General features: G+C 32.8%; 10 protein-coding genes. 8 read left to right on the top strand and 2 right to left on the bottom strand.

The window, feature by feature from the left end; all coding sequences use genetic code 11:
* Positions 1 to 58 precede the first annotated feature (58 nt).
* Positions 59 to 460 (bottom strand): ribonuclease HI family protein, encoded by a 402-nt coding sequence (locus tag JQN76_RS10930; RefSeq protein WP_205397773.1) that lies wholly within the window; start codon positions 458 to 460, stop codon positions 59 to 61.
* A gap of 330 nt (positions 461 to 790) precedes the next feature.
* On the opposite strand from JQN76_RS10930, the gene JQN76_RS10925 reads away from it, so the two are divergent.
* Positions 791 to 994 (top strand): hypothetical protein, encoded by a 204-nt coding sequence (locus JQN76_RS10925; protein WP_001263731.1) that lies wholly within the window; start codon positions 791 to 793, stop codon positions 992 to 994.
* Between the two features lie 64 nt (positions 995 to 1058).
* On the opposite strand, the gene JQN76_RS10920 is transcribed toward JQN76_RS10925, so the two are convergent.
* Positions 1059 to 1763: a queuosine precursor transporter gene (locus JQN76_RS10920; RefSeq protein WP_000282171.1), complete on the bottom strand. Its 705-nt coding sequence runs from the start codon at positions 1761 to 1763 to the stop codon at positions 1059 to 1061.
* Between the two features lie 244 nt (positions 1764 to 2007).
* On the opposite strand from JQN76_RS10920, the gene JQN76_RS10915 reads away from it, so the two are divergent.
* From JQN76_RS10915 to fakB2, 7 genes are all read left to right on the top strand, one after another.
* On the top strand, positions 2008 to 2202 hold the full coding sequence (locus JQN76_RS10915; protein ID WP_001795441.1) for a zinc-finger domain-containing protein: 195 nt from the start codon (positions 2008 to 2010) through the stop codon (positions 2200 to 2202).
* Positions 2203 to 2213: 11 nt separating this feature from the next.
* Positions 2214 to 2465: a NifU N-terminal domain-containing protein gene (locus JQN76_RS10910; protein ID WP_000691943.1), complete on the top strand. Its 252-nt coding sequence runs from the start codon at positions 2214 to 2216 to the stop codon at positions 2463 to 2465.
* A gap of 37 nt (positions 2466 to 2502) precedes the next feature.
* Positions 2503 to 3627, top strand: coding sequence for a virulence factor (locus JQN76_RS10905; RefSeq protein ID WP_000404641.1), 1125 nt, complete (start codon positions 2503 to 2505; stop codon positions 3625 to 3627).
* A gap of 15 nt (positions 3628 to 3642) precedes the next feature.
* On the top strand, positions 3643 to 4080 hold the full coding sequence (gene brxA / locus JQN76_RS10900) for a bacilliredoxin BrxA (RefSeq protein ID WP_000995287.1): 438 nt from the start codon (positions 3643 to 3645) through the stop codon (positions 4078 to 4080).
* Positions 4081 to 4503: 423 nt separating this feature from the next.
* The gene (locus JQN76_RS10895) at positions 4504 to 5460 is read left to right on the top strand and encodes a thymidylate synthase (protein WP_000934885.1); all 957 of its coding nucleotides are present in this window, start codon (positions 4504 to 4506) and stop codon (positions 5458 to 5460) included.
* A gap of 199 nt (positions 5461 to 5659) precedes the next feature.
* Positions 5660 to 6139: a dihydrofolate reductase gene (locus tag JQN76_RS10890; protein WP_000175746.1), complete on the top strand. Its 480-nt coding sequence runs from the start codon at positions 5660 to 5662 to the stop codon at positions 6137 to 6139.
* Between the two features lie 14 nt (positions 6140 to 6153).
* Positions 6154 to 6993: a fatty acid kinase binding subunit FakB2 gene (fakB2, locus tag JQN76_RS10885; RefSeq protein WP_000166059.1), complete on the top strand. Its 840-nt coding sequence runs from the start codon at positions 6154 to 6156 to the stop codon at positions 6991 to 6993.
* Positions 6994 to 7062: the final 69 nt, after the last annotated feature.

The raw sequence follows: 7062 nt of genomic DNA, 5'->3' as shown, positions 1-7062 counted from the left end.
TTTGTTTCTTCGATAAAAAGAGGAGCACCGATTGAAATTATGTCAGTCGGTGCTCCTTTTATTTGTTCTTTTTAATTAATTTGTACAATGCTTGCTGTGCGTGTTGATTCGCTTCTTTGTTTTGTTCTCTCGGAATCCATTTAACAAATAATAAATCAAAATCTTGTTCAAATATTTCCAATTGATCAAAATAAGGTTTAAATTTTGCATTTTTTACATAACCAGCGTTAACACTATCCGCAATTAACTTAGAGTCAGTGTACAACAACGCATTGCTAACGTTTAATTCACGGGCGTGTTTCAATGCATAGATACAAGCAGCCCATTCTGCAGTGTGGTTATCCATTTCGCCTAACTCATGTGTATATGTATAATGCTGCTCATCTTCATTGATTACAATGGCACATGTACTTATGCCTGGATTTCCTTTCGTCGCAGCATCAAAATTTATTTTCGCCATAATAAACCTACTTTCTATTCAATACTTAGTTAAAGTTACTATTACTGTAATACAAAATATGTTGGGTAATCCATTAAAAAACACGCATCACTTAAATAAGTAACACGTGTTTAAAATACTCGCTGATTCAAAGATGATTTTCTAATACGTAGTACTGTAATATACTTCCTAAAAAAATCATCTTCAGGCTGGGACATAAATCAATGTTCTATGCTCTACGATGTTATATTGGCAGTAGTTGACTGAACAAAAATGCGCTTGTAACAAGCTTTTTTCAATTCTAGTCAGGGGCCCCAACACAGAGAATTTCGAAAAGAAATTCTACAGGCAATGCGAGTTGGGGTGTGGGCCCCAACACAGAGAATTTCGAAAAGAAATTCTACAGGCAATGCGAGTTGGGGTGTGGGCCCCAACACAGAAGATGACGAAAAGTCAGCTTACAATAATGTGCAAGTTGGGGATGGGCCCCAACAAAGAGAAATTGGATTCCCAATTTCTACAGACAATGCAAGTTGGGGTGGGACGACGAAATAAATTTTGCGAAAATATCATTTCTGTCCCACTCCCTTAAAACTTATTCTTTTGTGTAGTAAGTGCGTTAATAGCCTTGATCTAACTTATCAATCTTACCTTTACGATAAAATGATTTAGCAATATATCCAAATGGTACATTGAAAACTGTTGAAGCTAATTTTAATACGTACGTTGTAATAAATATTTCAAATACAACTGTACCAGGTAAACTTCCGATAAATGCGATAGCTACAAATAAAGCTGTATCAATTATTGAGCTTAAAAATGTACTACCATATGCACGGATGAAAAACGTTTTATCAGAACTAAATACTTTTTTAATTAGTGAAAAGATAAATACATCAATATGTTGACCAATAATATATGCGACGATTGAGCCTAAAGCAATGCGTGGCACAACATCAAAGATTGCGTGTAATGCTTTTTGTGCCATATCTTCTGGTGCAGGAATAAAATGTAATGACAATTGCATAACAATAATCATAATTAATGTTGATGAAAAGCCTAACCAAACTGCTCTTTTTGCAACTCTACGCCCATAAATATCGTTTAATATATCTGTTGCTAAATAAATAGAAGCAAACATGACATTACCTAAAGTTGCTGAAATACCAAAGATTTCTACAGTTTTAATCACTTGTATGTTGGCAATGATTGTGCCAATTGCAACCCATGCAATTAAACCTTGTTTACCAAAAAAGCGATACATAAGTACCATAAGCACGAATGTTGCAATAAACGTAACTAGTCCTAAAATTTCATTATACATATTAAAATGTCCTCCTAAATTTTGATCATGCGGGTGTTTAGAAACCGCTCAATAAATAACTAACTCATTTTACTGAAAAATCGTTTGCGATGCAATAGCATTTGAATATAAATACATTTTACGTATAGAATTGTAAAAGGTTTCATTCAAATCTTAGGGTCAAAAATGTTATAATATTTTTATGTCAAATTTAAAACAGTAACACTTATTTACAAGGTTGCAATATTTTGAAGTAATAAAGGAAGTGTCGCGTATTTTAACTTTTTCAGAGCAAAATGCACTCGCGAAAATAGATGATTTAATGAATACTTATTGCAATCAATGTCCAATCAAAACTCGTCTGCGTAAATTAGAGGGGAAAACGAAGGCGCATCATTTTTGTATCAATGAGTGTTCAATAGGGAAAGAAATAAAACAATTAGGAAATGAACTTCAATAGGAGGAAGTCAAATGAAAATTATATCTATATCAGAAACACCGAACCACAACACAATGAAGATTACACTTAGTGAAAGCAGAGAAAGTATGACATCAGATACGTATACTAAAGTTGATGATTCACAGCCAGCATTTATTAATGACATCTTAAAGGTTGAAGGCGTTAAATCAATTTTCCATGTTATGGACTTTATTTCAGTAGATAAAGAAAATGACGCAAATTGGGAAACAGTATTGCCAAAAGTAGAGGCTGTATTCGAATAAATTTTTCATCAACTAGTATTCGGGGGGAATAAAGTATATGGAAATTTTACGTATAGAGCCAACACCAAGTCCAAATACAATGAAAGTTGTTTTGTCATATACAAGAGAAGACAAGTTATCTAATACTTATAAAAAAGTAGAAGAAACACAACCAAGATTTATAAATCAGTTGTTATCTATAGATGGTATCACTTCCATTTTTCATGTCATGAACTTCTTAGCTGTTGATAAGGCACCAAAAGCTGATTGGGAAGTCATATTACCTGATATTAAAGCTGCTTTTTCTGATGCGAATAAGGTTTTAGAATCTGTAAATGAACCTCAAATTGACAATCATTTTGGTGAAATTAAAGCTGAATTATTAACTTTTAAGGGTATACCGTATCAAATTAAGCTAACTTCTGCTGACCAAGAATTAAGAGAACAATTACCACAAACATATGTTGATCATATGACTCAAGCGCAAACAGCACATGACAATATTGTTTTTATGCGTAAATGGCTAGATTTAGGAAATCGCTATGGAAATATTGAAGAAGTAATGGATGGTGTCCTAGAAGAAGTGCTAGCTACCTATCCAGAATCACAGTTACCCGTATTGGTAAAACATGCTTTAGAAGAAAATCACGCAATTAATAATTATCATTTCTATCGACATGTCTCTTTGGATGAATATCATGCAACTGATAATTGGAAGACTCGATTACGAATATTAAACCATTTTCCAAAGCCGACTTTTGAAGATATACCGCTGCTTGATTTAGCTTTATCTGATGAAAAAGTACCGGTTAGACGTCAAGCGATTGTATTATTAGGTATGATTGAAAGTAAAGAAATTTTACCGTATTTATATAAGGGGCTTCGTGATAAAAGTCCTGCTGTAAGAAGAACAGCAGGGGATTGCATAAGCGATTTAGGGTATCCAGAGGCACTACCAGAAATGGTGCTACTATTAGATGATCCACAGAAAATCGTTAGGTGGCGTGCTGCTATGTTTATCTTTGATGAAGGTAATGCAGAGCAGCTTCCCGCACTAAAAGCCCATATTAATGACAATGCGTTTGAAGTTAAATTACAAATTGAAATGGCCATATCTCGTATTGAAAACGGAGATGAAGCACTTGGTTCAGTATGGAAACAAATGGCAAACAGAACAATTTAATTGGAGGAATTAAATATGAATGCATATGATGCTTATATGAAAGAAATTGCGCAACAAATGCGTGGCGAATTAACTCAAAATGGTTTTACAAGTTTAGAAACGAGCGAAGCAGTATCGGAGTATATGAACCAAGTAAATGCTGATGACACTACTTTTGTAGTTATTAACTCTACATGCGGCTGTGCAGCTGGATTAGCAAGACCAGCTGCAGTAGCAGTTGCAACACAAAATGAACATAGACCTACAAATACAGTTACAGTTTTTGCTGGGCAAGATAAAGAAGCAACTGCTACAATGCGAGAATTCATTCAGCAAGCACCATCTAGTCCTTCGTATGCTTTATTCAAAGGTCAAGATTTAGTTTATTTTATGCCTAGAGAATTTATCGAAGGTAGAGATATTAATGACATTGCAATGGACTTAAAGGATGCCTTTGACGAAAATTGTAAATAGTACACATAAATAAATATAAAGGTTAACACATTTTATAATATTAAAAATGGTGTCTGTCATTGAAAATAGAGAATATAGTTGTATTCTATTTGTTAAATAAAGTCCGTTTTTACCAACTATATTTTCTAGAAATTTAACTGTTTTAATAGGACATCAAACATAATATTCAAATCATGTGTTAACCTCTTTTTTAAAATTTTTTAGCATTAAAGTTATAGATTTGGGTAAACAATTACCAATTGGAAACATATATCACGTTACGATGGGGTAGGTACTTAATCAGCATTTTATAAATAAAGTAACGGAATTCATGATATTAATATCATATTCCTAAAATGAGTGATAACAAAATGCTACATAAAGTTAAGTTATATCAAACTAAATATACATACTATAAATAATGAAAATGAGGTGTTATCGCATATGTTGAATTCATTTGATGCAGCATATCACAGTCTTTGTGAAGAAGTTTTAGAAATAGGAAATACACGAAATGATCGCACAAATACAGGTACGATTTCGAAATTTGGTCATCAACTTCGCTTTGACTTATCTAAAGGATTTCCACTATTAACGACAAAGAAAGTTTCTTTTAAATTAGTAGCAACCGAATTATTATGGTTCATTAAAGGAGATACAAACATCCAATACTTATTAAAATATAATAATAATATATGGAACGAATGGGCTTTTGAAAATTATATCAAATCAGACGAGTATAAAGGTCCAGATATGACAGATTTCGGGCATCGTGCATTGAGTGATCCTGAATTTAACGAACAATATAAAGAACAAATGAAACAATTTAAGCAACGTATTCTTGAAGATGATACATTTGCGAAGCAATTCGGGGATTTAGGAAATGTTTATGGTAAACAATGGCGAGATTGGGTTGATAAAGATGGTAATCATTTTGATCAACTTAAAACAGTAATTGAACAAATTAAGCATAATCCAGATTCAAGGCGACACATCGTATCTGCATGGAATCCAACAGAAATTGATACAATGGCACTTCCGCCTTGTCATACCATGTTCCAGTTTTATGTCCAAGATGGTAAGTTAAGTTGCCAGTTATACCAACGTAGCGCAGATATCTTTTTAGGTGTGCCATTTAATATCGCAAGCTACGCTTTATTGACACACCTTATTGCCAAAGAATGTGGACTTGAAGTGGGTGAATTTGTGCATACATTTGGAGATGCACATATTTATTCAAATCATATTGATGCGATTCAAACACAATTAGCACGTGAAAGCTTCAATCCTCCAACATTAAAAATTAACAGTGACAAGTCTATTTTCGACATAAATTATGAAGATTTGGAAATTGTTGACTATGAATCACATCCAGCAATAAAAGCTCCAATAGCAGTGTAGTCATTGCATAGTTAGCTAACCATATAGACATCAAAATGACATCATAGTATTTTCAAGTGCAAAAAAGTACTTTTTTGTGTTAAACGTTTTCATAAATTATGCAAAATCATTATTTCTATCACACTTTATGATAAAAATTGTGTTAAATTAAAGATAACTTAGTAATAAAAAATGAAATGATAGAAGAAGGAGGATAATTATGACTTTATCCATTCTAGTTGCACATGACTTGCAACGAGTAATTGGTTTTGAAAATCAATTACCTTGGCACCTACCAAATGATTTGAAGCATGTTAAAAAATTATCAACAGGTCATACTTTAGTAATGGGTCGTAAGACATTTGAATCGATTGGTAAACCACTACCGAATCGTCGAAATGTTGTACTTACTTCAGATACAAGTTTCAACGTAGAGGGCGTTGATGTAATTCACTCTATTGAAGATATTTACCAACTACCGGGCCATGTTTTCATATTTGGAGGGCAAACATTATTTGAAGAAATGATTGATAAAGTGGACGACATGTATATTACTGTTATTGAAGGTAAATTCCGTGGTGATACGTTCTTTCCACCTTATACATTTGAAGACTGGGAAGTTGCCTCTTCAGTTGAAGGTAAACTAGATGAGAAAAATACAATTCCACATACCTTTCTACATTTAATTCGTAAAAAATAAGGGGGAAAACGACCATGACAAAACAGATTATAGTAACAGACTCAACATCCGATTTATCTAAAGAATACTTAGAAGCAAACAACATTCATGTAATTCCTTTAAGTTTAACTATTGAAGGAGCTTCATACGTTGACCAAGTAGATATTACATCAGAAGAATTTATTAATCATATTGAAAATGATGAAGATGTAAAGACAAGTCAGCCAGCCATAGGTGAATTTATATCTGCTTATGAAGAACTAGGAAAAGATGGCTCTGAAATCATAAGTATTCATCTTTCTTCAGGATTAAGTGGTACATATAACACTGCTTACCAAGCAAGTCAAATGGTAGATGCTAATGTAACTGTTATTGATTCAAAATCTATTTCTTTTGGTTTAGGGTATCAAATACAACACCTAGTAGAGCTTGTAAAAGAAGGTGTCTCAACTTCTGAAATAGTTAAAAAGTTAAATCATTTAAGAGAAAACATTAAATTATTTGTAGTTATAGGGCAATTGAATCAATTAATTAAAGGTGGCAGAATTAGTAAAACAAAAGGTTTGATTGGTAATCTTATGAAAATTAAACCAATTGGTACACTAGATGATGGTCGCTTAGAGCTTGTGCACAATGCGAGAACTCAAAATTCTAGTATCCAATACTTGAAAAAGGAAATTGCTGAATTTATAGGAGATCATGAAATCAAATCCATTGGTGTCGCACATGCTAACGTCATTGAATATGTTGATAAATTGAAGAAAGTTTTTAATGAAGCTTTTCATGTGAATAATTACGATATAAATGTAACTACACCAGTTATTTCTGCACATACTGGTCAAGGTGCGATTGGCCTCGTAGTCCTTAAGAAGTAAATTTAATCTTTTCAGTGTTAATTACTTCCATTTCAATCCTTTATAGACTAAATTTATAATTAGATAGAT

This window comes from Staphylococcus sp. SM3655, from assembly GCF_016917315.1.
Classification (GTDB): domain Bacteria; phylum Bacillota; class Bacilli; order Staphylococcales; family Staphylococcaceae; genus Staphylococcus; species Staphylococcus aureus.
The sequence above is the reverse complement of the archived record's forward strand: the minus strand, read 5'-3'. Positions and strand labels throughout refer to the sequence as shown.